The sequence below is a fragment of the Pseudomonas pharyngis genome, from assembly GCF_021602345.1.
In the GTDB taxonomy this organism is placed as follows: domain Bacteria; phylum Pseudomonadota; class Gammaproteobacteria; order Pseudomonadales; family Pseudomonadaceae; genus Aquipseudomonas; species Aquipseudomonas pharyngis.
Genome location: NZ_BQID01000001.1, coordinates 66,860 through 91,384, shown reverse-complemented (window position 1 = coordinate 91,384; position 24,525 = coordinate 66,860). Strand labels below are relative to the sequence as shown.

Genomic DNA, 24,525 nt, shown 5'->3' with positions numbered 1-24,525 from the left:
TCGATGACGCTTTCGTTGCAGCGGTGTTTAGAGCGGTGTTCCGAGCAGCACATTGGACGGGGAAAACTGCACCTGCACCGCTTGCTCGACCGTCAGGCCACGGCTGCGCAAGTCCAGCGGTTCGGCCAGCGCGCACAGGGTCTGGCCGTTGGGCAGGGCGATGCGCACTTCGCTCGGGCCATCTTCGGCGTCGAGAATCGCCTCGATCCGACCGTTCAACAGGTTGTGGCCGACGGCAGGCGTGGCCTGTGGAGCGAGCAGTTCGAGCCAGCCGGCCTTGATCAGCGCCACCACTTCGGTGCCCGGTTGCAGTTCCAGATGGACGGTGCTGTCGTGGGTGATCTGCGCGTCGATCGACAGGCCTTCAGCCAGTTCGAGGCGGATCAGGTCGTTGCGGCCCTGACCTTCGATCAGCACGACTTTGCCGTGCAGCTGGTTGCGTGCGCTGGTCCTGAGCATCAGCCGACCGAGCAGGTCCAGATCGCTGGCATCCTCGGCCGCCTCCAGTACCTGGGCCTGCAAGGCTTGCAGCTTTTGATAGAGGCGCAGCACTCGCTCGCCCTCGCTCGACAGTTTGGCTCCGCCACCGCCCTTGCCGCCTACCGCGCGCTCGACCAGAGGCTTTTGCGCGAGGTTGTTCAGCTCATCGATGGCATCCCACGCCGCCTTGTAACTCAGGCCGGCGCTCTTCGCGGCACGGGTGATCGAACCCTGTTCGGCGATGTGTTGCAGCAAGGCGATGCGCTGCGGACGGCGGACGATGTGCTGGGACAACAGACTGGGCAGGGACATGGCGGACGCTTTGTACTGAAGGGTTGAGGGAGGACGTTGGCGGCTCATGGCGTATCCGTCAAGCCGCGTCGCCGGGTTTTGGCGTACGGGCCAGGCAGTACACATCCACCCGCGCGGCACCGGCGTCCATCAGCAAACGGGCCAGCGCCTGGGCGGTGGCGCCGGTGGTCAGCACGTCGTCGACCAGGGCCAGGTGCCGGCCTTTCACCTGGGCATCGGGGCTCAAGGCGAAGGCGTATCGCAGATTGTGTTTCCGCGCCTTGGCGTTCAGCGCCTGCTGGGCGTCAGTATCCTGCACGCGCAAAAGACAGTGTTCCTCGCAAGGCAGGTCGAGTGACTTGCCCAGCCACTGCGCGAGCATCGCCGCTTGGTTGAAGCCGCGCTGGCGCAAGCGTTTCGGCGCAAGCGGCACCGGTAGCAGGGCGTCCGGGCGAGGCAGGTCTTCTTCGAAGCGATGTTGCAGAAACTCGCCGAGAACGTCGGCGAGCAAGTGGCCAAGCGGCCATTTGGCGTTGTGCTTGAAGCGGGTGATCAGCGTGTCCACCGGAAAACCGTAAATCCAGGGCACGGCCACCTGTTCGAAGGCCGGTGGATCCTGCAGGCAGCCACCACAAGTCAGGCCGGCTGCGAGGGGCAGGGCGCAGGTCAGGCATTGATCGCCCAGCCACGGCAAATCGGTTTCGCAAGCGGTGCAGATCGGGATTTGCGCGTCTGCCGGTTCGTCGCACAATAAGCAGTTCTGTTTGTTTTTTAACCAGATGTAAACCGGCCTTTCGTAGTGTGGTTGACAGCGCATGACTCTTCCTTAAATATGCCGAACATCCGTGTCGTGCCTGTGGGTATTCCGTTTCCCCAGGCGCCAGCCAAGCATAACCAAGGAAACGCCCATGAGCGCCAGCACCACTGCCACCCTGCGTCACGACTGGACTTTGGCCGAAGTCAAAGCACTCTTCGTTCAGCCATTCAACGACTTGCTGTTCCAGGCGCAGACGGTGCACCGCGCGCATTTCGACGCCAACCGCGTTCAGGTTTCCACCCTGTTGTCGATCAAGACCGGGGCCTGTCCGGAAGATTGCAAATATTGTCCGCAGTCCGGTCACTACAACACCGGGCTGGAAAAAGAAAAGCTCATGGAAGTGCAGAAAGTCCTCGAAGAGGCTGCCCGCGCCAAGGCCATCGGTTCGACCCGATTCTGCATGGGCGCGGCGTGGAAGCACCCGTCGGCCAAGGACATGCCTTACGTGCTGAAGATGGTCGAAGGCGTGAAGGCCATGGGCCTGGAAACCTGCATGACCCTCGGCCGTCTCGATCAGGACCAGACCGAAGCCCTGGCCAAGGCCGGGCTCGACTACTACAACCACAACCTCGACACCTCGCCGGAGTTCTACGGCAGCATCATCACCACCCGCACCTATGCCGAGCGTCTGCAGACCCTGGCCTATGTGCGCGATGCGGGGATGAAAATCTGCTCCGGCGGCATTCTCGGCATGGGCGAGTCCCTCGATGACCGCGCCAACCTGCTGATCCAGCTGGCCAACCTGCCGGAGCATCCGGAGTCGGTGCCGATCAACATGCTGGTGAAAGTTGCCGGCACGCCGCTGGAAAACGCCGACGACGTCGATCCGTTCGATTTCATCCGCATGCTCGCCGTGGCGCGCATCCTCATGCCGCAATCCCACGTACGCCTGTCCGCCGGCCGCGAAGCGATGAACGAGCAGATGCAGGCCCTGGCATTCTTCGCCGGCGCCAACTCGATCTTCTACGGCGACAAACTGCTGACCACGGCCAACCCGCAGGCCGACAAGGACATGCAACTGTTCGCGCGCCTGGGCATTCAGCCGGAAGCCCGCGAAGAGCATGCCGACGAAGTCCACCAGGCCGCCATCGAGCAGGCGCTGGTGGAGCAGAAGAGCAGCGAGCAGTTCTACAACGCGGCGGTCTGATCGCCCGTTCTTCTCAGGCGCTGCCTCGGGCGGCGCCTGCTGATTCATTTGCCACCCGTGAGGCTTGCATGTCTTTCGATCTCGCCGCACGCCTTGCTGCCCGTCGTGCCGACAATCTCTATCGCCAGCGACCGCTGCTTGAAAGCCCGCAAGGGCCGCAAGTGGTGGTCGACGGTCAGCCGCTGCTGGCGTTCTGCAACAACGATTACCTGGGTCTGGCCAATCATCCGCAAGTGATCGAAGCCTGGCGCGCCGGTGCCTCAAAGTGGGGCGTCGGCGGCGGTGCCTCGCATCTGGTGATCGGCCACAGCGGCCCGCATCACGAATTGGAAGAAGCTCTGGCAGACCTCACCGGACGGCCGCGTGCGCTGCTATTCACCACCGGTTACATGGCCAACCTTGGCGCGGTCACCGCATTGGTCGGGCAGGGCGACACGGTGCTGGAAGACCGGCTCAACCATGCCTCGTTACTGGATGCCGGATTGTTGTCCGGCGCGCGCTTCAATCGTTATCTGCACAACGACGCCGACAGCCTCGCCAAGCGCCTGGAGAAAGCCACCGGCAATACACTGGTAGTCACTGACGGCGTATTCAGCATGGACGGCGACCTTGCCGATCTGCCGGCGCTGGCCCGGGAAGCCAAGGCCAAAGGCGCCTGGCTGATGGTCGATGACGCTCACGGTTTCGGTCCGCTGGGGGCGAACGGTGGCGGGATCGTCGAGCATTTCGGTTTGAGCCAGGAGGACGTGCCGGTGCTGGTCGGCACCCTCGGGAAAGCGTTCGGTACGGCTGGCGCCTTTGTGGCCGGGAGTGAAGAGCTGATCGAAAGCCTGATCCAGTTCGCCCGCCCGTATATCTACACCACCAGCCAACCGCCGGCGCTGGCCTGTGCAACGTTGAAAAGTCTGGAGCTGCTGCGCAGCGAGCACTGGCGTCGCGAGCATTTGCAGGCGCTGATCCGACAGTTCCGCCACGGCGCTGAGCAGATCGGTCTGGAACTGATGGACAGTTTCACGCCGATCCAGCCAATCCTGATCGGCGATGCCGGTCGCGCCATGCGTCTGTCGCAGATGCTGCGCGAGCGTGGGTTGATGGTCACCGCAATCCGCCCGCCGACCGTGCCTGCCGGTAGTGCGCGGTTGCGGGTGACGCTGACCGCTGCCCACAGCGAGGCGCAGGTGCAGCTATTGTTAGAAGGACTGGCCGATTGCTTTGCTCAACTGACGTCGGAGCCGAGCCATGCGTGATCGCCTGATTTTGTTACCGGGTTGGGGGCTCGGGGTTTCGCCGCTGGAGCCGCTGGCCGCTGCGTTGCGCGGACTCGACGAACACCTGCAGGTCGACATCGAGCCGTTGCCGGAGCTGGATTCCAGCGATCTGAACGACTGGCTCGACGAGCTCGATGAGCGCGTCCCCGAAGATGCCTGGCTTGGCGGCTGGTCGCTGGGCGGCATGCTCGCGTCCGAGCTGGCGGCCCGGCGTGGCGAACATTGCTGCGGCTTGCTGACCCTGGCGAGCAACCCTTCGTTTGTCGCCCATGAACAATGGCCGAGCGCGATGCCCGGCGAGACCTTCGATGCGTTTCTGGCCGGCTGCAGCGCCGACCCGCGCACGACCCTCAAGCGATTCTCGCTGCTGTGCGCCCAGGGCGCGCAAGACGCGCGCGGCTTGTCGCGGCTCTTGCTCGGCGGCGCGCCGAATACCTCGCCGGCCGCTTTGATGGCCGGTCTTGAATTGTTGGCGCAGATCGATACGCGTGAAGCCTTGCAGGCGTTTCGCGGCCCGCAATTGCATCTGTTTGGCGGGCTGGACGGGTTGGTGCCTGCGGAAGCCGCGGGTGAGTTGTTCGCCTTGCTGGCAGATGTCGAAGTTGGTCTGATCGAGCAGGCCAGCCATGCGTTTTTTCTGGAAGACCCCCACGGTGTGGCGGGTGCGATCCAGGCGTTTTTGAGTGAGTGCGGTGATGACTGATTTGTCTGTTGCGGCGTTGCCCGGCGGCTTGCCTGACAAGCGCCAGGTCGCAGCTTCTTTTTCTCGCGCAGCGGCCAGCTACGACAGCGTCGCCGAATTGCAGCGCGATGTCGGTACGCAGTTGATGAATCGCTTGCCGGTGGATTTTCGGCCGGCACGCTGGTTGGATCTGGGCTGCGGCACCGGGTATTTCACCCGGGCGCTGGCCGAGCGATTTGGTGAGGGGCTGGCGCTGGATATCGCTGAAGGCATGCTCAATCACGCGCGGCCGTTGGGCGGGGCCACGCACTTTATTGCTGGCGATGCCGAACGATTGCCGTTGCAGGATTCGACATGTGATCTGATCTTCTCCAGCCTCGCCGTGCAGTGGTGCGCGGACTTCGAAGCGGTGCTCGGTGAAGCGTTTCGGGTGCTGAAACCGGGGGGGATTTTCGCGTTTGCTAGTCTTTGTGCAGGGACGCTGCACGAATTGCGCGACAGCTGGCGTCAGGTCGATGGCCTGGTGCACGTCAACCGCTTCCGCGAGTTCGCCCGCTATGAGCAATTGTGCGCGGCCAGTGGTTTGCGTACGGCCAGTCTGGAGAATCGGCCGCATGTGCTGCATTACCCGGATGTGCGCAGCCTGACCCACGAACTCAAGGCACTGGGCGCGCATAACCTGAACCCTGGCCGGCCGGGTGGATTGACCGGGCGGGCGCGGATTCTGGGGCTGGTCGAGGCTTACGAGCAGTTCCGTCAGCCTCAAGGGCTGCCAGCGACCTATCAGGTGGTCTACGCCGTGTTGGAGAAACCCTTATGAGCGCAGCCTATTTCATCACCGGAACCGACACTGACGTCGGCAAGACCACCGTCGCCGCCGGGTTGCTGCACGCTGCGCGGTCGGCAGGATTGAGCACGGCAGCGGGCAAACCGGTGGCGTCCGGTTGTGTGGTGACGCCCAGAGGTTTGCGCAATTCCGACGCGCTGGCGTTGCAGGCCGAATGCTCGTTGCCGCTGACCTATCAACAGGTCAACCCGGTGGCGTTTGAGCCGGCCATCGCGCCGCATCTGGCAGCGCGTGAGGCGGGTGTGGCGCTGACCGTGCAATCGTTGCTGGCGCCGATGCGCGAGATTCTGGCCATGAACGCCGACTTCACGCTGATCGAAGGCGCGGGCGGTTGGCGGGTGCCGTTGGCGGATCAGGACAATCTGTCGGATCTGGCAATTGCGCTGAAGCTGCCGGTGATTCTGGTGGTCGGTGTGCGCCTGGGTTGCATCAGCCACGCGCTGTTGACTGCCGAGGCAATTGCCCGGGACGGGCTGCAACTGGCGGGATGGGTGGCGAACATCATTGATCCGAAGACTTCGCGGCTGGAGGAAAACCTGGCGACACTGGCCGAGCGGATTCCGGCACCCTGCCTGGGGCGGGTGCCGAAACTCAAGGCGGTCAGCGCCGAAGCGGTTGCCGATCACTTGCAACTGGATCTGCTCGACTGATTTTGGCTATGACAAGGCACTGTGCCATTAGTGTTTTTGACGGGTGTTTTTCTGACGCCTCTGGTTCAATGGCACCCATTGATCCTTCCCAAGGATGAGAGCTCCCATGGAAATCTCCGGAAATACAGCTTTTTATGCAGGTCTGAGCACCATCCAGACCGGGCAGAACCGCGTCGATCAGGCCGCCAGTCAGATCGCCAGCAGCACCATCGAGCGTTCGGTTACCAGCCAGTCTTCGGAAGTACAGGTCGATCGTCTGCGTTCCGTGGATCGCGCCCAGCAATCGGACCTGGCGAGCAACATGGTCGAGATGGCCCAAGGCAAGTTTCAGGCGGAACTGGGCGTGAAAGTCGCCAAGGCTTCCGATGAAATGCTCGGGACGATCATCGATACGTTCGCCTGATTTTCTGATTTGCGCTTTGCCAGACGCCGCGACTGTTCGCGGCGTTTTTCGTTGTAAGTCCTTCTCCCTCAACTAATCTTTTTTCAGTGCACATGGCTCGGTCGGGCACATGTCGCGCTGCTGTGTCTGGCGTTCGGAAAATGTGATGACGAACGGCAAAAGAACGACGCTTGACAAGATTTCGGCGTAAACGTATGTTTCAAACAACTGTTTGACCGTCATAACAAATCAACGCGGTCGTTCATTCCCGGTTACATCAGCAGAGGTTTATCGCTATGCCTGACTACAAGGCCCCCTTGCGTGATATTCGCTTCGTTCGTGACGAACTGCTCGGCTACGAAGCGCACTATCAGAGCCTTCCAGCGTGCGCAGAAGCAACGCCGGACATGGTTGACGCCATTCTCGAAGAGGGCGCCAAGTTTTGTGAGCAGGTGCTGGCACCGCTGAACCGCGTGGGTGACACCGAAGGCTGTACCTGGAGCGAGTCCGGCGTGAAAACCCCGACCGGCTTCAAAGAGGCCTACAAGCAATTCGTCGAAGGCGGCTGGCCGAGCCTCGCCCATGACGTCGAGCACGGCGGTCAGGGTCTGCCTGAGTCGCTGGGTCTGGCTGTCAGCGAGATGGTCGGTGAAGCCAACTGGTCGTGGGGCATGTACCCGGGCCTGTCGCACGGCGCGATGAACACCATCTCCGAGCACGGCACCCCAGAGCAGCAAGAAGCCTATCTGACCAAACTGGTCTCCGGCGAATGGACCGGCACCATGTGCCTGACCGAACCGCACTGCGGCACCGACCTGGGCATGCTGCGCACCAAGGCCGAACCTCAGGCCGACGGTTCCTACAAAGTTTCCGGCACCAAGATCTTCATCTCGGCCGGTGAGCACGACATGGCCGACAACATCGTCCACATCGTACTGGCCCGCCTGCCGGACGCACCGGCCGGCACCAAAGGCATCTCGCTGTTTATCGTTCCCAAGTTCATGCCGAATGCTGATGGCACCGTCGGTGCACGCAACGCTGTGACCTGCGGTTCGATCGAACACAAGATGGGCATCCACGGCAACGCGACCTGCGTGATGAACTTCGACGGCGCCACCGGCTTCCTGATTGGCCCGGCGAACAAAGGCCTGAACTGCATGTTCACCTTCATGAACACCGCACGTCTGGGTACCGCACTGCAAGGTCTGGCTCACGCCGAAATCGGCTTCCAGGGCGGCCTGAAATACGCTCGCGATCGCCTGCAGATGCGTTCCCTGACTGGCCCGAAAGCGCCGGACAAGGCCGCTGACCCGATCATCGTTCACCCAGACGTACGCCGCATGCTGTTGACCATGAAGGCATTCGCCGAAGGCAACCGTGCGATGGTGTACTTCACCGCCAAACAGGTCGACATCGTCAAATACGGCGTGGACGAAGAAGAGAAGAAGAAAGCCGACGCATTGCTGGCCTTCATGACTCCGATCGCCAAAGCGTTCATGACCGAAGTCGGTTTCGAATCCGCCAACCACGGCGTACAGATCTACGGTGGCCACGGCTTCATCGCCGAGTGGGGCATGGAGCAGAACGTTCGCGACAGCCGCATCTCGATGCTGTACGAAGGCACCACCGGCATCCAGGCTCTCGACCTGCTGGGCCGTAAAGTCCTGATGACTCAAGGCGAGGCGCTCAAAGGCTTTACCAAGATCGTCCACAAGTTCTGCCAGAACAACGAAGGCAACGAAGCTGTTAAAGAATTCGTCGCACCGTTGGCGGCACTGAACAAAGAGTGGGGCGAACTGACCATGAAGGTCGGTATGGCCGCCATGAAAGATCGCGAAGAAGTCGGCGCGGCCTCCGTGGACTACCTGATGTACTCCGGTTACGCCTGCCTGGCCTACTTCTGGGCTGACATGGCGCGTCTGGCTGCTGAAAAACTGGCTGCCGGCACCAGCGACGAGGCGTTCTACACCGCCAAGCTGCAAACCGCGCGCTTCTACTTCCAGCGCATCCTGCCGCGTACCCGTACGCACGTGGCCACCATGCTGTCGGGCGCCAACAACCTGATGGACATGAAAGAAGAAGACTTCGCACTGGGCTACTAAGCCTTAACGCGGTCTTTCAAAAAACCGCTGCTCCCTCGGGGGCAGCGGTTTTTTTGTGCCCGGATTTCCCCAATCCCGGGGCTGATTCCCCAGCATTGATGAAGCCACTGCTCGGCCGAATCCCTGCGCTTATTGATTCAAAATGTTTCCCGAAGAATGGCCAATTAATTGCACTGCCCGATTTACCGGTGCTAACCAGAACTGCCTGCTCAAAGAAGCAAGACGCCCGGCACTTAACAACAACAGTCAGGGTGAAGCCTATGAACATCAGTCGACTCGCTCGTTTGACCTTCTGGTTACCCATCGCGCTATCAGTCCACAGCGCATGGGCCGCCGACCCCGCCGAAGTCGATCCTCCCGTGCCCGAGGTTCCCTCGCTGCAATCGTTGCGCGGAATGGTGCCCCCCGATCCGTCCGGAACCGAAGGCGGACGCAAGGTCGACCTGATGACCGACTACGTGCTCAATCGCCAGGCTGCGATCCTGCTGGGCAAGGCGCTCTTCTGGGACATGGAGATCGGCAGCGATGGCTCCACGGCCTGCGCGTCCTGCCACTACCACGCCGGCGTGGATCACCGCATCACCAACCAACTCAACCCCGGCCAGGCGCACACCAACGCCAACGTCGCGTCGATCTTCAACAAACCGTTTGTGGCGTCGGACATTCCCGGTGACGTGGCGTCCTACGCGACATTGTCCGGTGGCAAGGGCGGCCCGAACTACACGCTGAAGAAAACCGACTTCCCCACCCACGTGCTGAGCAATCCGCTGGAGCGCAACTCGCCCATCGTGTACTCGACGGACGATGTGGTCGGCTCGCAAGGCGTGTTTGACGCCAACTTCGTCAAGCCCAATCAGCCGCGTTTCGATAAATGTACCCAGCAGCCGGACGGCCTGTTTCAGGTCGGCGGCATCAACGTTCGCCGCAGCACCGGACGCAACGCGCCGTCGGTAATCAACGCCGCGTTCAACGTGCGCAACTTCTGGGACGGTCGGGCCAACAACGTGTTCAACGGCTTCTCGCCGTTCGGTAATCGCGATCCGGATGCCGGGATCTACGTGACCAGCGAACGCAGCACGGTCGCGACCAAAGTGCGGCTGGCGCTCAACGATGCGTCTGCCGCCTCGCAAGCCGTCGGCCCGCCCGGCAGTCCGGTGGAAATGTCCTGCGGTGGCCGTACGTTTGCCGACATTGGCCGCAGGATGCTCGACACGTTGATGCTCAAGCAGCAGCGGATTTCGTCTACCGATTCGGTGCTGGCTCCAGTATCCGGCGCGCGGCGGCCGACCTATCGCGAACTGATCAAGAACGCCTTCCAGCCCCGGCTGTGGAACGCCACGCAAAACGTTCTGGTGGGCGGCGCGCCGTATACCCAGATGGAGGCCAATTTCCCGCTGTTCTTCGGCCTGGCGATCCAGATGTATGAGGCCACGCTGGTGTCCGATCAGGCGCCGATCGATGCCTATTTGCAAGGCGATCACACGGCAATGAACGCGCAACAGGTGGAGGGCATGAATCTGTTTCTCGGCAAGGGCAAATGCGTCAATTGCCACGGCGGTCCGGAGCTGACCAACGCCGCCAGCCGCCTGCTGATGCATCCGCGTGAGCGCATCGAGCGCATGGTAATGGCCGACAACCTGACCACTCTTTACGACAACGGCTTCTACAACACCGGTGTGCGCCCGACCTCGGAAGACCTGGCTCTCGGCGGCGCGGATGCCTGGGGCAATCCATGGTCGTTCACCCGGCAGTACAACAGCGTGTTGCAGGGCGGTCGCTCGGTCGATCCGCTGGATGTCGATGTCTGTACGTTCGAAGCGCCGTTGAGTGCGGCGATTCCATGCGATGCCACGCTCAAGCCGAACGTCGGTTTCCGCGACTCGGTCGACGGCGCGTTCAAGACGCCGACCCTGCGCAACATCGCCCTGACCGGCCCGTACTTCCACAACGGCAGCCGCTCGACGCTCAAACAGGTGATGGAGTTCTACAACCGTGGCGGTGACCGGCGCGGCGAGGACGCCAACAACACCAGCGGCTTCGAGCATCCGGCGGTGAATCAGCACAACACCTCCAATCTCGACCCGGACATGGCGGCGCTGAACCTGACGCCCGATGAAATCGACGCGCTGGTGAAATTCATGGAAGTCGGCCTGACCGATCCGCGCGTGGCCTGGGAGCGCGCACCGTTCGATCATCCGTCGCTGGTGATTCCGCAGGGCCACATCGGCGATGAAAACGCCGTGACCCAGCGTCCGGCCAGTCCGAAAGTCACGACCCGTCAGGCGATGGACGCATCGCTCTATCTCAAGCCTTACGGTGCTGAAGGCCGGCCGGCGGCAGAGGGGGCATTGCAGCCGTTCTACAACGATCTCTGAGCAGAAAAACACACCATGGCCATCAAGAATGATGGCCATGGTGGCCGTCTAGCAGCCATTGCGCAAAAAACCTTACTAAATCCCTCAGTAACTTCAGATTTCGGCCGTTAAAGAGACAGCCTGTGATCTGGATCACATTATGTGTGCTTAACTGGCCACATTGCAGGCACAATGCCATCTCTTTGCCATGACGGGTCGGAGCTTTTACCCTTGCCGCGTTCTTCCGCTGTACGTTTCAGTCATTTCCTGCCTTCACTGCTGTTGTTGCTCGCGGGGTTGGCGGCTGCGTACGTCAAAGACCTCAACGTGTTCTTCACCTCGCTGTTTAACGTATTGCCAACCTTGGTGCTGCTGTTGGGCGGTTCGTACTGTGCGGTTTACCGACGCCAGCGCGAGCTGTTTCTGATGGTCACGGTGTACATCGCCTACTTCCTGCTCGATACCCAGACCGACTATTACCGCGACAACGGCAAGGTGCGCGAAGACGCGGCTGTGGTGTTCCATCTGGTCTGTCTGCTGTTGCCCTTGCTGTTCGGTCTGTTCGCCGCGTGGCAGGAACGCACGCACCTGTTTCAGGACATGGTCGCGCGCTTTGCCGTGCTGCTGGCGTTTGGCAGCGTGGCGCTGGGACTTGAGCAAAGTTATCCGCAGGCCTTGCTGATGTGGCTTTCCGAGATCCGCTGGCCGGCGCTGCACGGCGCGTGGATGAGCCTGATCCAGTTGTCGTATCCGGTGTTCATCTCGGCGTTTCTGCTGCTGGCCTGGCAATACTGGCGCAACCCGCGTCCGCTGCACGCGGCGCAACTGGTGGGGTTGCTCGGGGTGTTCTGGATGCTGCCGAAAACCTTCATCCTGCCATTCACCCTGAACATCATGTGCAGCCAGGTGATGCTGATGATTGCTGCAGCGGTAGCGCACGAGGCGTACCAAATGGCCTTCCGCGACGAGCTCACCGGCCTGCCCGGCCGCCGCGCACTAAACGAGCGCATGCAGCGTCTGGGTCGCAACTATGTGCTGGCGATGAGCGACGTCGATCACTTCAAGAAATTCAACGACACCCACGGCCACGACGTTGGGGATCAGGTCTTGCGTCTGGTCGCCAGCAAGCTGTCCAAAATCAGCGGCGGCGGTAGGGCGTATCGCTACGGTGGCGAGGAATTCGCCCTGGTGTTTGCGGGTAAGACTCTTGAAGAGTGCATGCCGCACCTGGAAGTCATTCGCGAGTCGATTGCGTCCTACAACATTCAGCTGCGTAATCAGGAAAGCCGCCCGCAGGATGATCAGCAGGGCCGTCAGCGTCGCTCGGGTTCGGGCGCGTCCAGTGTGTCGGTCACGGTCAGCATCGGCGTGGCCGAACGCCTGGAACAGCGCACCCCGGAAGAGGTACTGAAATCCGCCGACCAGGCGCTCTACAGCGCCAAGGGCGCAGGCCGTAACTGCGTGATGGCGTTCGGGCAGAACCGCCGTGGCGCGGTGCGCATGGACAGCGCCGCAGGTTGAGTGATGACGGCGCATTCAGCGTCTGGACAGTGATTGTGGGGCAGGGTGGCCGGCAGTAGGTTGAAGCAATCTGCTGAAGGAGAAGCCACCATGCCCGAATACAAAGCTCCCCTGCGCGACATGCGCTTTCTGATCGACCACGTCTTTGACTTCCACACTCAGTACGCGGCCCTCGGCGCCCACGACGCCAGCCCGGACATGATTAATGCGATCCTCGACGAGGGCGCGAAGTTCTGTGAGAACGTGCTGGCACCGCTCAATCGCAGCGGCGACGAAGAGGGCTGCCATTTCGACAACGGCGTGGTAACAACACCTACAGGCTTCAAGCAAGCCTTCGCACAATACGTGGAAGGCGGCTGGCACGGTCTGGCGGCAGATCCGACCTACGGCGGCCAGGGCCTGCCGAGTTCGTTGGGGCTGGTGATCAGCGAAATGGTCGCCTCCAGCAACACTTCGTGGGGCATGTACCCGGGCCTGACCCACGGCGCCATGTCGGCGATCCACGCCCACGGCACCGAAGAACAGAAAAACACCTATCTGCGCAAACTCACCGCCGGCCAGTGGACCGGCACCATGTGCCTGACCGAAGCCCATTGCGGCACCGATCTGGGCATCATCAAGACCCGCGCGGTGCCTCAGGCCGACGGCAGTTATGCAGTGACCGGCAGCAAGATTTTCATCTCCGCCGGCGAGCACGATATGAGTGACAACATCATTCATCTGGTGCTGGCCAAACTGCCGGACGCACCGGCCGGGACCAAAGGCATTTCGCTGTTCATCGTGCCGAAATTTCTCCCGGACGCATCCGGTGAGGCGGGCGAGCGCAACGGCGTTTCCTGCGGCTCGATTGAGCACAAGATGGGCATCAAGGCCTCGGCCACCTGCGTGCTGAACTTTGACGACGCCAAAGGCTTCCTGATCGGCGAGCCGAACAAGGGCCTGAACTGCATGTTCACCATGATGAACCACGCGCGTCTCGGCACCGGAATGCAGGGCCTGTGTCTGGGCGAAGCGAGTTTTCAGGGCGCAATCAAATACGCCAACGATCGCTTGCAGATGCGTGCCCTGACCGGCGCCAAAGCTCCGGACAAACCGGCCGACCCGATCATCGTCCACCCGGACGTGCGGCGCATGCTGCTGACCATGAAAGCTTTCAACGAAGGCAACCGCGCGCTGACCTATTTCACCGCGCAAATGCTCGATGTCGCGCACCTGAGCCCGGACGCCGAGGCGCGTCAGGAAGCCGAAGACCTGTTGGCGTTCCTGACGCCGATCTGCAAAGCGTTCATGACCGACACCGGCCTGGAGGTGACCAACCACGGCATGCAGGTGTTCGGCGGCCACGGATTTATCCGCGAGTGGGGCATGGAGCAACTGGTTCGCGATTGCCGGATCGCGCCGATCTACGAGGGCACCAACGGCATTCAGGCGCTGGATCTGCTCGGGCGCAAAGTGCTCGGCAGCCAGGGCAAGCTGCTGCGCAACTTCACCAAAATCGTCCACAAGTTCTGCGCGGCCAATGCCGGGCATGCGCAACTGGGTGAATTTGTCGCGCAGCTTGATGGCCTCAACCAGCAGTGGGGCGAGCTGACCATGAAGGTCGGTATGGCCGCGATGAAGAACCCGGATGAAGTCGGCGCCGCGTCGGTGGATTACCTGATGTACAGCGGTTACATCGTTCTCGGCTATCTGTGGCTGCGCATGGCGCTGGTCGCTCAGGCGCAGCTGGAGTCGGGCGAGGGTGATGGCGATTTCTGCCAGGGCAAACTGGCGACGTGCGAGTTTTACTTCAAGCGTCTGTTGCCGCGCACCGCGGCGCATCGTGCGGCGATCGAGGCGGGCAGCGATTGCCTGATGAAGCTGCCGGCCCAGTTGTTTGCGCTGTAACGCGCGCCTGTTAAACAAAAGAGCCCGCTGATTGCGGGCTTCTTTATGCTGGATGGCTGGTGACTAAAAATAACAAAACAGTCACTGCCTGACCCTATGTGTCGCAAAAGTTGTTGGGTTACACTCCAGCTCAACGAAAACACCCTTCCACGAATCACCTGTTTAGATCTTTGCGAGGTTTGCCATGGCTGACTACAAAGCGCCGCTGCGCGATATGCGCTTCGTCCTCAATGAAGTGTTCGAAGTCGCCAAACTCTGGGCCGAACTGCCGGCGCTGGCTGAGACCGTGGACGCGGAAACCGTCGAAGCCATTCTCGAAGAAGCCGGCAAGGTCACCAGCAAAAGCATCGCGCCCCTGAGCCGTGCCGCCGACGAAGAAGGCTGTCACTGGGCCGACGGTGCCGTCACCACGCCGGCCGGTTTCCCACAGGCCTATCAGACTTACGCCGAAGGCGGCTGGGTCGGTGTTGGCGGTGATCCGGCTTACGGCGGCATGGGCATGCCAAAAGCCGTATCGGCCCAGGTCGAAGAGATGGTCAACTCCGCCAGCTTGGCCTTCGGTCTTTATCCGATGCTGACCGCCGGCGCCTGCCTGTCGATCAACGCTCACGCCAGCGAAGAGCTGAAAGCCGCTTACCTGCCGAACATGTACGCCGGTATCTGGGCCGGTTCCATGTGCCTGACCGAGCCGCACGCTGGCACCGACCTGGGCATCATCCGCACCAAGGCCGAGCCTCAGGCCGACGGCTCCTACAAGGTCAGCGGCACCAAGATCTTCATCACCGGTGGCGAGCACGACCTGACCGAAAACATCATTCACCTGGTGCTGGCCAAGCTGCCTGACGCACCGGCTGGGCCGAAGGGCATTTCGCTGTTCCTGGTGCCGAAGTTCATGGTCAATGCCGATGGCAGCCTGGGCGCACGCAACCCTGCGAATTGCGGTTCGATCGAACACAAGATGGGCATCCAGGCCTCGGCCACCTGTGTGATGAACTTCGACGAAGCGGTGGGTTATCTGGTCGGCGAGCCGAACAAGGGCCTGGCCGCGATGTTCACCATGATGAACTACGAGCGTCTGGGCGTCGGCATCCAGGGCCTGGCCACCGGCGAGCGCTCGTACCAGAACGCCATCGAATACGCCCGCGACCGCCTGCAGAGCCGTTCGCCGACCGGCGCGCAGAACAAAGACAAGGTGGCCGACCCGATCATCGTCCACCCGGACGTACGTCGCATGCTGCTGACCATGAAAGCCTCGAACGAAGGCGGCCGTGCGTTCTCCACCTACGTGGCGATGCAACTCGACACCGCCAAGTTCAGCGAAGACGCCGCGACCCGCAAGCGTGCGGAAGATCTGGTTGCCTTGCTGACACCAGTGGCCAAGGCGTTCCTGACCGATCTGGGTCTGGAAACCACTGTCCACGGTCAGCAAATCTTCGGCGGCCACGGCTACATCCGCGAGTGGGGCCAGGAGCAACTGGTGCGGGATGTGCGCATCACTCAGATCTACGAAGGCACCAACGGCATTCAGGCGCTGGACCTGGTAGGTCGCAAGATCGTCGGCAGCGGCGGCGCGTTCTACAAGCTGTTCGCCGACGAGATCCGCCATTTCACCGCGACCGCCAGTGCCGATCTGGGCGAGTTCACCAAGCCGCTGAATGATGCTGTCGACACCCTCGACGAGCTGACTTCGTGGCTGCTGGACCGTGCGAAAACCAACCCGAACGAAATCGGCGCGGCGTCGGTCGAGTATCTGCAAGCGTTCGGCTACACCGCTTACGCGTACATGTGGGCGCTGATGGCCAAGGCATCGCTGGGCAAAGAAGCGCAGGACGATTTCTACGCGAGCAAACTCGGCACGGCGCGGTTCTATTTCGCCCGTCTGCTGCCGCGGATTCACTCGTTGAGCGCGTCGGTCAAGGCCGGCAGCGAGTCGCTGTTCCTGCTGGACGCTGCGCAGTTCTGATGATGTAACGTCATGTAAGCGATCTCTTACATGACGTGCTGCTGTTCTCCCATAGGCGTAGATTGGATCCAGAGCTAATCTACTTTCCATGGACGTCGCGCAGGAAGCGCAAAGCAACAACACGGACACGTAGGATTCTGCCAGGGTGGCGGAGTGAAATGGATGTCAGGGAAACAGTCTGCAAAGCCCCGCTTCGGCGGGGTTTTCTTATGCCCGCAGAAAAGTTTTCAGCTCAGCGCGTCCAGCGGTGGTGCACCTTTCAGCGGTTTGTCCTCACGCTGCATCACCTCTTCCAGCAACGTTCGCAGCAAGGCCAATGGCGCCTGCTGGCGCTGCACATCGCGACACACCAGCCCGACCTTCAACGGTACACGCGGCTCACTCAACGGTTTCCACAACAGATCCTGATCGTCGTACTCCTTTTGCGAACGACCGGGTAGCACCGTCGCCAGACGCGTATGCGGCAGGCTGTCTAGAATCCCGACCATATTGTTCAATTCGGCCTGCACTTGCGGGCGTCGTCCGAGGCTGGCCAATTGCGCCTGCCAGATCTGACGGATCTGAAATTCTTCGCCCAATAGCAACATCGGCAATTCGGCCGCCTGACTCATCGAGACTTTCTTGAATTCCCGCAGCGGATGATCCGCCGGGATGACCAGCGTCAGTTCATCTTCGTACAGCATTACGCCGTGCAGCCCCGGCTGACGTGGCGGCAGGTAGCTGATGCCGATATCCAGTGAGCCGTTGAGCAGGCGCCGCTCGATCTCAAGCCCGGTCAATTCATAAATCTGTACCACCAGATGCGGCTGGGCCTTGCGCACTCGCTCGAGCATTTGCGGCACCAGGCTAGTGTGCACGGTCTGTAGCACGCCTATCGCCAATGTGCGCAGTGCCTGACCCTTGAAGTTGCCCAGCGCCTCGCGCGCCCGCTGCATGCCGTCGAGCAGCGGCAGGGCGTGGTTGTACAAGGTGTGGGCGGCGAGGGTCGGCAACAGGCGTTTGCTGCTGCGTTCGAACAGGGTGACGTCGAGGTTTTGTTCCAGGTGGCGAATCTGCTGGGACAGCGCGGGCTGAGAGATCGACAGGCGCTCGGCGGCGCGTCCGACATGCCCTTCTTCGTAGACCGCGACGAAATAACGCAGTTGTTTGAAATCCATAAGTAACACTTATCGAAAATGCTGAGAAATCGAAATGGCTCGACGCCGTGAACCGGCCTAGTCTAACCGCATTCACAAGGCTTACAGGGCCGGAAAGCGCCATGACCAGCGTTTGTTTCGAAAGTCTTTACATAGGCAGTTCAAAAAACCTCGATCGAGGTTTTTTTCAATGAATCTGTTCAGTTTGCGGCGCCAGACGCCGAGCCTCGATGACCTGGCTTTTGAAACCCAAGAATCGAACGTCGCTGATGGCCTGAATGCCGAGCGTCTGATGCCCAGCGTCGAGCGCCCGCGGCAGGTATTCGTTCGCGGCCAGGGCTCCTGGCTATGGGACAGCAATGACCGCGCCTACCTGGACTTTTCCCAGGCCGGCGGCGCCAACAGCCTTGGCCACAGCCCTTCGGCGCTGGTCAAGGCCATCGCCAGCCAGGCCCAGGCCCTGATCAATCCCGGCTTCAATCTGCACAACCGTGGCATGCTCAGCCTTGCCGAGCGCCTGTGTGCCAGCACTGCCAGCGATCAGGCGTACCTGCTCAACAGCGGCAGTGAGGCCTGTGAAGCGGCGATCAAACTGGCGCGCAAATGGGGTCAACTGCATCGCGGTGGCGCTTCGCGGATCATTGTCGCCAGACAAGGCTGCCACGGACGTAGTCTGGCGACGATTTCGGCGTCGGACAGTTGCAACCTGCACAACCGCTTCGCGCCATTGCTGCCGGGGTTCGATCTGGTGCCGTTTAACGACCTGCCGGCGTTGCATGCAGCGGTCGACTCACAAACCGTGGCGATCATGCTCGAACCGATCCAGAGCGATGCCGGAGTAATCCCTGCGACCGAGCATTACCTCAAGGGTGTCGAACGTCTGTGCCGGGAGCTGGGGATTCTGCTGATTCTCGATGAGGTGCAGACCGGCATCGGCCGCTGCGGCACCTTGCTCGCCGAACAGTCCTACGGAGTGCGCGCCGATATCGTCGTGCTCGGCAAAGGCCTCGGCGGCGGTGTTCCACTGGCGGCGCTGCTGGCGCGAGGCAAGGCCTGCTGTTTCGAACCCGGCGAATTGGGCGGTACTCATCACGGCAACGCGCTGATGACCGCTGCAGGCCTGGTGGTGCTCGACAGCGTGCAGGACCGCGCCTTCCTCGAACAGATCCGGGACAACGGCCAGCATCTGCGCGAAGGGCTCGCCCGTCTGGCCCATCGTTATGAACATGGCGAGTTGCGCGGGCAAGGGCTGTTCTGGGGACTGACCCTGTCGGAAGACTCCGCCGAGGCCGTCGTCAAAGCCGCACTTCACGAAGGTTTGCTGCTCAACGCCCCGCAAGCCAACTGCCTGCGCTTCACCCCGGCGCTCAACGTCAGCCAGGCCAACATCGACGAAATGCTCCTGCGTCTGGCCCGCGCCTTCTCCCGGGTACGCACCGCGCAGCTGCAATGCCGCAAAGGGATTGCCGTCTGAGCTGAAGTTTCCCACCCGAATTCAAGAACCGTCTCGCGGTATAACGCACGCCCCACGCCTGATTCTTTTGGCGTGGGGCGTTTTTTTGTGGCCGGGTAATGGCAATCGGATGGCGAGATTGCGGTTTGCACTGAACCCTGACAGACGGCACAGGTCGATTAGCTTGTATGGCTCAGGTGAGCCAACCCCCAATCAGGAGCTGCCCCATGGACTTTATCCGCATCATCATCGCCATTCTGTTGCCGCCACTGGGTGTGTTTCTGCAGGTCGGGTTCGGCGGCGCGTTCTGGCTGAACATTCTGCTGACACTGTGCGGTTACATCCCGGGGATCGTGCACGCGGTGTACATCATCGCCAAGCGCTGAGTCTCAGTCCGTCAAACCCATCACTCGCCGGTAGAACCGCCATTCCTGCTCCAGCGCATGGGCCTGGTTGGCGGCCCGGCGGAAGCCGTGGCGTTCGTCGGCGTAGTAATGCGCTGCGACCTCAATGCCGTTTTGCTCCAGAGCCGCGACCATGTCGCGGGTCTGTTGCGGCACGACGACGGCGTCCAGTTCACCCTGAAAGAAAATCACCGGTACGCGGATGTTGCCTGCGTGCAGCAACGGTGTGCGGGCGGCGTAGCGTTCGGCGTCCTTCTCTGGATCGCCGATCAGCCAGTCCAGGTAATCGCCTTCGAACTTATGCGTAGCACGGGCCAGGGCCAACGGGTCGCTGACACCGTACAGACTGGCGCCAGCGCGGAATACCTGATGGAACGCCAGTGCGCACAGCGTCGTGTAACCGCCGGCGCTGCCGCCACGGACAAACGCACGGTCGCCATCGATCATGCCGCGTTCGGCCAGATAGGCCACCACTGCGCAAGCATCCTCTACATCCACCACTCCCCAACTCAGATGCAGGGCCTGTCGATACTCTCGGCCATAGCCGCTGCTGCCTCGGTAGTTGAGATCGGCGACGGCGAACCCGCGTTGTGTCCAGTACTGAATGCGCGGGTCGAGCATCGGGTAGCAGGCCGACGTTGGGCCACCGTGGATGAACACCACCAGCGGCGGTTTCGCATCGCCATTCGTGGCCGGGTAAAAGAAACCGTGCGCTTCACCCGAACCGCTGGGGTAGCGCAGGGTTTGCGGGCGGCTGATGCGCTCGGCGGGCAGCGGTGCGACACCGCCGGCCAGGACGTTCACTTCACGCGAATCGCGATCAATGGCGATCACCGCTGAAGGGCTGACCGGTGAGGCGGCAATGCAGTAAATGAACTGATCATCGACAGCCAGATGACGGAAGCGGCTGTAATCACCGGTGAAGTCTTCGCCGTTGAGCGCCAGACGACCGAAACCGCCTTCGCTCCAGCTCGCCAAAAAACCTTCGTCGGTGGGCAGCCAGGTGCAGCCGCCAAGTTGCCATGGGGCTGGAGCGTGATCGGCTTCGGCGCTGGCTAACGGTTGCAAACCGTTTGCCGACTCGACCCACGGTTGCCAATAACCAGCACGATCGGTCAGACAGCCCAGTCGGCCATTGGCATCGAAACGCGGTTGCTGGATCGACTCTTCAAGGGTTTCACCCGCCACACAGCGTGGGACGGAAATCCCGTTATCCGAGCGCTCGGCGAGCATCAGTCGTGTGGATGTCCACGGCTGATGCGGACGGCTCCACTCGATCCACGCCAGGCGCTGACCGTCCGGACTGATGATCGGCGACGCGTAAAAATCCGCGCCTTCAACCAGCATTTGGCGGTCGCCATTCGCCAGATCGATAGCCACCAGACGATGGCGATCACCGTTCTCTTCAACGGCCAGCACCTGCCCGTCGGCGTAGTTCAGATCGCCATAACGACACTCGCCAGACATCAATGCCACGGGCTGGCCATCCAGCGTCTGGCGATACAACTGCTGATCCGCCTCGTTGACGAAAACCACCCCGTCAGGCGTCAGACAAAACGCCCCACCGCCATATTCGTACACCCGGCTGCGCACGCTGAAACCCGCGGGCGTCAGACATTTCGCCACGCCATCGCACCAATGCCAGATCCGGCACGCGGCGTCTGTCGGGCGATATTCATTCCAGAACAAACCATGGGCGCCGAGCTGCAATTCGGCGAAGTCCACGCCGGCGGCAACCGCGGCGGTGGCGCTGAAAGGCTCAGCCTTTGGCGATGAGGCGCGAGTTTCGTTCATTGCGAAAGGCCAATTGTTCGATGGTCTGGGTGGCGTGCTCGGCTTCTTCGCGGGCCTTGAGAATCACGCCGTGATGTTCGGACTTGCTGCACACCGGATCGGCATTGCTCGCATCGCCGGTGAGCATGAATGCCTGGCAGCGGCAGCCGCCGAAGTCCTGTTCCTTTTCGTCACAGGAGCGGCACGGCTCGGGCATCCAGTCATAGCCGCGAAAGCGGTTGAAGCCGAACGAGTCGTACCAGATGTGCTGCATGCTGTGGTCGCGCACATTGGGAAATTGTACCGGCAGCTGTCGGGCGCCATGACAGGGCAGGGCGGTGCCGTCCGGGGTGACTGTCAGAAACAGGCTGCCCCAGCCATTCATGCAGGCTTTCGGGCGTTCTTCGTAATAGTCCGGGGTGACGAAAATCAGCTTGCACGGATGCCCTTCGGCTTCCAGCTTGGCGCGGTATTCGTTGGTGATGCGTTCGGCGCGAACCAGTTGTTCCTTGGTCGGCAACAGGCCGACACGATTGAGCTGCGCCCAGCCGTAAAACTGGCAGGTGGCGAGTTCTACGAAGTCGGCCTCCAGCGCGATGCACAGCTCGATGATGCGGTCGATCTTGTCGATGTTGTGCCGATGGGTGACGAAGTTCAGCACCATCGGATAGCCGTGGGCCTTTACGGCGCGAGCCATTTCCAGTTTCTGCGCGAAGGCCTTTTTCGAGCCGGCGAGCAGGTTATTCACTTGCTCGTCGCTGGCCTGGAAACTGATCTGGATGTGGTCGAGGCCGGCCTTCTTGAAGTCGCTGATCTTCTGTTCGGTCAGGCCAATGCCGGAGGTGATCAGGTTGGTGTAGAAACCCAACTGGCGCGCTTCGTGGATCAGCTCGGCAAGGTCCTGGCGTACCAGCGGTTCGCCACCTGAGAAGCCCAATTGCGCTGCGCCCATCTCCCGCGCTTCGCGGAACACCTTGATCCACTGCTCGGTGCTCAGTTCTTTGCCCTGCTCGGCGAAATCCAGCGGATTGGAGCAGTACGGGCATTGCAGCGGGCAGCGGTAAGTCAGCTCGGCGAGCAGCCACAGCGGCAGGCCGATTTCCGGTTTGGCCGGGACTTGCACCGATGACTCAGGCAAGTTCGATCCAGTGTTGCGCACGGGCAACCTCCATGAATTGCTCGATGTCGTCACCGAGCTCGGGCACGCCGGGAAACTGTCTGTCGAGTTCGGCAATGATTGCCGCGACGTCCCGCTCACCGTCGATCAGGCCGCCGATCAGCGCGGCACTTTCATTGAGCTTGATCATGCCTTCCGGGTACAGCAGCACGTGGCCTTTCTGGGCCGGTTCGTACTGGAAACGGTAGCCGGGACGCCAGGTCGGGGTCTTGCTGCGGTCGAAACTCATAAGGCGATTCCTTTATGCCAGACCCGTTGATCGGTGACGCTGTGATACGGCGGGCGGTTCAGTTCGTAAGCCATGCTCATGGCATCGAGCATGCTCCAAAGAATGTCCAGTTTGAACTGGAGAATTTCCAGCATGCGCTCCTGACCTTCGCGGGTCCTGTAGTGCTCCAGCGTAATCGCCAGACCATGCTCGACATCGCGGCGGGCCTGACCGAGACGGGTGCGGAAATATTCGTAGCCGGCCGGGTCGATCCACGGGTAATGCTGCGGCCAGCTGTCGAGACGCGACTGGTGGATCTGCGGCGCGAACAGTTCGGTCAAAGAGCTGCTGGCAGCTTCCTGCCAACTGGCGCGGCGGGCGAAGTTGACGTAGGCATCGACGGCGAAACGCACGCCGGGCAGCACCAGTTCCTGGGAACGCAATTGATCCGGATCGAGACCGACGGCCTGGCCCAGACGCAGCCAGGCTTCGATGCCGCCGTCCTCACCGGGCGCGCCGTCGTGGTCGAGCAGGCGCTGAATCCATTCGCGGCGGATCTCGCGATCCGGGCAATTGGCGAGGATCGCCGCGTCTTTCAGGGGAATGTTCACCTGATAGTAGAAACGGTTGGCGACCCAGCCCTGAATCTGCTCGCGGGTGGCCCGGCCTTCATACATCGCCACGTGATACGGGTGATGAATGTGGTAATAGGCGCCCTTGGCGCGCAGGGCCGCTTCGAATTCGGCGGGGGACAGCGGGGTGTCGGTCATTGCGGTTCTCCGGGCCATTCGTTACAGGACGATGCTCATGCCGTCATACGCCACTTCAACATTGCGCCGCACCAGCTCCGCGCGCTCCGGCGAGTCCTCATCGAGAATCGGGTTGGTGTTGTTGATGTGGATAAGCACTTTGCGCTGCTCGGGAAGCTGTTCCAGCACTTCGAGCATGCCGCCGGGGCCGTTCTGCGCCAGGTGGCCCATTTCGCGGCCGGTGCGTGTGCCGACGCCACGACGCTGCATTTCATCGTCATCCCACATCGTCCCGTCCACCAGCACGCAGTCGCTGCCGGCCATGATTTCCAGCAACGGCGCATCGACCTTGCCCAGGCCTGGCGCATAGAACAGTTTGCCGCCGGTGCCGAGGTCTTCGACGATCAGGCCGATGTTGTCGCCCGGGTGCGGGTCGAAGCGGTGCGGCGAGTAAGGCGGTGCGGCGCTGCGCAGAGGCAGCGGGGTGAAGCGCAGGTTCGGGCACGCGGCGACGGTGAAGCTCTGGTCGAGTTCGATGCGGTTCCAGTCCAGCCCACCGTTCCAGTGCTTGAGCATGGTAAACAGCGGGAAACCGGTGCTCAGGTCTTCGTGGACCATGTCCGTGCACCAGACCTGATGCGGGCAGCCTTCGCGCAGGCTGAGCAGGCCGGTGGTGTGGTCGATCTGGCTGTCCATCAGAATGATCGCGCTGATGCCGGTATCACGCAGGGCACGGCCCGGCTGCATCGGGGCGAAGCTCTGAAGCTGCGCGCGGATGTCCGGCGAGGCGTTGCACAGCACCCAGTTCACGCCGTCATCGGAAATGGCGATGGACGATTGGGTGCGGGCCTTGGCATTCAGGCTGCCGTCGCGAAAGCCTGCGCAGTTGACGCAGTTGCAGTTCCACTGCGGAAAACCGCCACCGGCGGCCGAACCCAGAATCTGGACGAACATGAACGCTCCATCATTTCAACGCTGAAAATAAAACGCCCCGGCGAGCCGAGGCGTTGCACTGCAATGTTCTGCTTGAGGCAGGACTCAGCGGCTGGCGAAGTACATGGTGACTTCGAAGCCGATGCGCAGGTCGGTGTAAGCAGGTTTGGTCCAGGCCATCGGGTGACTCCTTTTTCAGGTGGGTGGGATAGCGCTATCCATAGGTATAGTCCACGGCAGCGCAAGGATGTTCCAAATAGTTAGGTGGCTATGTTACTCAAAATTTCAGGGGGTTTGCCCG

22 protein-coding genes are annotated in these 24,525 nt (G+C 61.5%); 13 read left to right on the top strand and 9 right to left on the bottom strand.

Going from position 1 to position 24,525, the window contains the following annotated elements; translation table 11 throughout:
• Positions 1 to 27 precede the first annotated feature (27 nt).
• Both L6D74_RS00400 and L6D74_RS00395 read right to left on the bottom strand, forming a co-directional pair.
• Positions 28 to 792 (bottom strand): TOBE domain-containing protein, encoded by a 765-nt coding sequence (locus L6D74_RS00400; protein WP_236187446.1) that lies wholly within the window; start codon positions 790 to 792, stop codon positions 28 to 30.
• Between the two features lie 58 nt (positions 793 to 850).
• On the bottom strand, positions 851 to 1,588 hold the full coding sequence (locus L6D74_RS00395) for a ComF family protein (protein WP_236187445.1): 738 nt from the start codon (positions 1,586 to 1,588) through the stop codon (positions 851 to 853).
• A gap of 91 nt (positions 1,589 to 1,679) precedes the next feature.
• Here L6D74_RS00395 and bioB point away from each other — a divergent pair, with 91 nt between their 5' ends.
• From bioB to L6D74_RS00340, 11 genes are all read left to right on the top strand, one after another.
• Positions 1,680 to 2,735 (top strand): biotin synthase BioB, encoded by a 1,056-nt coding sequence (gene bioB / locus L6D74_RS00390; protein ID WP_011336244.1) that lies wholly within the window; start codon positions 1,680 to 1,682, stop codon positions 2,733 to 2,735.
• A 68-nt stretch (positions 2,736 to 2,803) separates the two neighbouring features.
• Positions 2,804 to 3,982 (top strand): 8-amino-7-oxononanoate synthase, encoded by a 1,179-nt coding sequence (gene bioF / locus L6D74_RS00385; protein ID WP_236187444.1) that lies wholly within the window; start codon positions 2,804 to 2,806, stop codon positions 3,980 to 3,982.
• On the top strand, positions 3,975 to 4,706 hold the full coding sequence (locus L6D74_RS00380) for an alpha/beta fold hydrolase (RefSeq protein WP_236187443.1): 732 nt from the start codon (positions 3,975 to 3,977) through the stop codon (positions 4,704 to 4,706). Before bioF ends, L6D74_RS00380 begins: the two co-directional genes overlap by 8 nt.
• Positions 4,699 to 5,505 (top strand): malonyl-ACP O-methyltransferase BioC, encoded by an 807-nt coding sequence (bioC, locus tag L6D74_RS00375; RefSeq protein ID WP_236187442.1) that lies wholly within the window; start codon positions 4,699 to 4,701, stop codon positions 5,503 to 5,505. Before L6D74_RS00380 ends, bioC begins: the two co-directional genes overlap by 8 nt.
• Entirely contained in the window at positions 5,502 to 6,182 is a 681-nt protein-coding gene (gene bioD / locus L6D74_RS00370) for a dethiobiotin synthase (protein ID WP_007959854.1), read from the top strand. The genes bioC and bioD overlap by 4 nt, the downstream gene beginning before the upstream one ends.
• A gap of 106 nt (positions 6,183 to 6,288) precedes the next feature.
• On the top strand, positions 6,289 to 6,585 hold the full coding sequence (locus tag L6D74_RS00365) for a hypothetical protein (RefSeq protein WP_007959856.1): 297 nt from the start codon (positions 6,289 to 6,291) through the stop codon (positions 6,583 to 6,585).
• 275 nt (positions 6,586 to 6,860) lie between these two features.
• On the top strand, positions 6,861 to 8,666 hold the full coding sequence (locus L6D74_RS00360) for a phenylacyl-CoA dehydrogenase (protein WP_064599882.1): 1,806 nt from the start codon (positions 6,861 to 6,863) through the stop codon (positions 8,664 to 8,666).
• Between the two features lie 260 nt (positions 8,667 to 8,926).
• Entirely contained in the window at positions 8,927 to 11,041 is a 2,115-nt protein-coding gene (locus tag L6D74_RS00355; RefSeq protein ID WP_236187441.1) for a cytochrome-c peroxidase, read from the top strand.
• A gap of 210 nt (positions 11,042 to 11,251) precedes the next feature.
• Positions 11,252 to 12,541: a GGDEF domain-containing protein gene (locus tag L6D74_RS00350; RefSeq protein ID WP_064380305.1), complete on the top strand. Its 1,290-nt coding sequence runs from the start codon at positions 11,252 to 11,254 to the stop codon at positions 12,539 to 12,541.
• 90 nt (positions 12,542 to 12,631) lie between these two features.
• Positions 12,632 to 14,428 (top strand): acyl-CoA dehydrogenase C-terminal domain-containing protein, encoded by a 1,797-nt coding sequence (locus L6D74_RS00345; RefSeq protein ID WP_236187440.1) that lies wholly within the window; start codon positions 12,632 to 12,634, stop codon positions 14,426 to 14,428.
• A gap of 184 nt (positions 14,429 to 14,612) precedes the next feature.
• Positions 14,613 to 16,391, top strand: a complete 1,779-nt coding sequence (locus L6D74_RS00340) for an acyl-CoA dehydrogenase C-terminal domain-containing protein (protein WP_064599877.1) — start codon at positions 14,613 to 14,615, stop codon at positions 16,389 to 16,391.
• A gap of 227 nt (positions 16,392 to 16,618) precedes the next feature.
• Here L6D74_RS00340 and L6D74_RS00335 read toward each other — a convergent pair whose 3' ends face one another.
• Positions 16,619 to 17,548: a LysR family transcriptional regulator gene (locus L6D74_RS00335; protein WP_064380308.1), complete on the bottom strand. Its 930-nt coding sequence runs from the start codon at positions 17,546 to 17,548 to the stop codon at positions 16,619 to 16,621.
• Positions 17,549 to 17,717: 169 nt separating this feature from the next.
• Between L6D74_RS00335 and L6D74_RS00330 the strand changes: the two genes are divergently transcribed.
• Complete coding sequence (locus L6D74_RS00330; RefSeq protein WP_236187439.1) at positions 17,718 to 19,001, top strand: aspartate aminotransferase family protein; 1,284 nt, start codon at positions 17,718 to 17,720, stop codon at positions 18,999 to 19,001.
• A gap of 206 nt (positions 19,002 to 19,207) precedes the next feature.
• Positions 19,208 to 19,366, top strand: coding sequence for a YqaE/Pmp3 family membrane protein (locus L6D74_RS00325; RefSeq protein WP_003228885.1), 159 nt, complete (start codon positions 19,208 to 19,210; stop codon positions 19,364 to 19,366).
• A gap of 3 nt (positions 19,367 to 19,369) precedes the next feature.
• Here the strand turns inward: L6D74_RS00325 and L6D74_RS00320 are convergent, their stop codons facing one another.
• From L6D74_RS00320 to pqqA, 6 genes are all read right to left on the bottom strand, one after another.
• On the bottom strand, positions 19,370 to 21,178 hold the full coding sequence (locus L6D74_RS00320) for a S9 family peptidase (protein ID WP_236187438.1): 1,809 nt from the start codon (positions 21,176 to 21,178) through the stop codon (positions 19,370 to 19,372).
• Positions 21,144 to 22,316 carry a pyrroloquinoline quinone biosynthesis protein PqqE gene (pqqE, locus tag L6D74_RS00315; protein ID WP_085612945.1) on the bottom strand — a complete coding sequence of 391 codons (1,173 nt, stop codon included), beginning with the start codon at positions 22,314 to 22,316 and terminating at the stop codon, positions 21,144 to 21,146. The genes L6D74_RS00320 and pqqE overlap by 35 nt, the downstream gene beginning before the upstream one ends.
• Complete coding sequence (gene pqqD, locus L6D74_RS00310; RefSeq protein ID WP_007959876.1) at positions 22,288 to 22,563, bottom strand: pyrroloquinoline quinone biosynthesis peptide chaperone PqqD; 276 nt, start codon at positions 22,561 to 22,563, stop codon at positions 22,288 to 22,290. Before pqqD ends, pqqE begins: the two co-directional genes overlap by 29 nt.
• The gene (gene pqqC, locus L6D74_RS00305; RefSeq protein ID WP_064599869.1) at positions 22,560 to 23,312 is read right to left on the bottom strand and encodes a pyrroloquinoline-quinone synthase PqqC; all 753 of its coding nucleotides are present in this window, start codon (positions 23,310 to 23,312) and stop codon (positions 22,560 to 22,562) included. The genes pqqD and pqqC overlap by 4 nt, the downstream gene beginning before the upstream one ends.
• Positions 23,313 to 23,333: 21 nt before the next feature.
• Positions 23,334 to 24,245: a pyrroloquinoline quinone biosynthesis protein PqqB gene (pqqB, locus tag L6D74_RS00300; RefSeq protein ID WP_236187437.1), complete on the bottom strand. Its 912-nt coding sequence runs from the start codon at positions 24,243 to 24,245 to the stop codon at positions 23,334 to 23,336.
• A gap of 84 nt (positions 24,246 to 24,329) precedes the next feature.
• Positions 24,330 to 24,404, bottom strand: a complete 75-nt coding sequence (gene pqqA, locus L6D74_RS00295) for a pyrroloquinoline quinone precursor peptide PqqA (RefSeq protein WP_003444522.1) — start codon at positions 24,402 to 24,404, stop codon at positions 24,330 to 24,332.
• Between the last annotated feature and the right edge of the window lie 121 nt (positions 24,405 to 24,525).